The sequence below is a fragment of the Pseudomonas sp. EL_65y_Pfl1_R83 genome (assembly GCF_963970695.1).
Lineage (GTDB): Bacteria > Pseudomonadota > Gammaproteobacteria > Pseudomonadales > Pseudomonadaceae > Aquipseudomonas > Aquipseudomonas tritici.
In genome coordinates this window covers 1-490 of record NZ_CAXAQI010000312.1, presented here as the reverse complement: position 1 = coordinate 490, position 490 = coordinate 1, and the positions used below count along the sequence as shown (strand labels likewise).

Here is a 490-nt window from a genome sequence, read left to right as displayed (position 1 = left end):
GTGATGCATGCCGACAAGGCAGGCCCGGCCGCGGCTGCCGGCATTCGCCAGGGCGATGTCATCGTCGCGGTCGATGGGCGGAAACTCTCCGGCGTGCGCGCTCTGTCGCAATCACTCGGACCTGCCAGCATCGGCAAGGTGATCGAGGTCGCGACGCATCGCGGCGGCGCGCCTGTCAGCTTCAGGGTCACGATCGGCGAAAGGCCGGAAGCGTGAGCGCAGACACGACGCAGGAGATCGTGCTGGCGCTCGAGATCGACGACCCCGCGCTGGCCGATCGCCTCGCGGCCCTGCTCGGCAAGGTTTCGGGGTTGCGGCTCGCCGCGCCGGGTGAAGCGGCAACGGCCGCCATCGTCAGCCGCGATCCGCGGACCATGCCTGCGGACATCGCCCTCACCCCGCGCGAACTCGACGTGCTGGCGCTGATGGCCGAAGGCGGCTCGAACAAGATGATCGCGCGGCGGCTCGGCATCTCCGTCCACACGGTGAA

The 490-nt window shown here is 69.6% G+C and carries 2 protein-coding genes; both read left to right on the top strand.

Translation table 11 applies throughout. The features are described from left to right. The coding region (locus AACY08_RS29050) for a S1C family serine protease (RefSeq protein ID WP_339472527.1) at positions 1-216 on the top strand (216 nt) is incomplete at its 5' end. After that, the coding region (locus tag AACY08_RS29045) for a helix-turn-helix domain-containing protein (RefSeq protein WP_339472526.1) at positions 213-490 on the top strand (278 nt) is incomplete at its 3' end. The genes AACY08_RS29050 and AACY08_RS29045, both read left to right, overlap by 4 nt.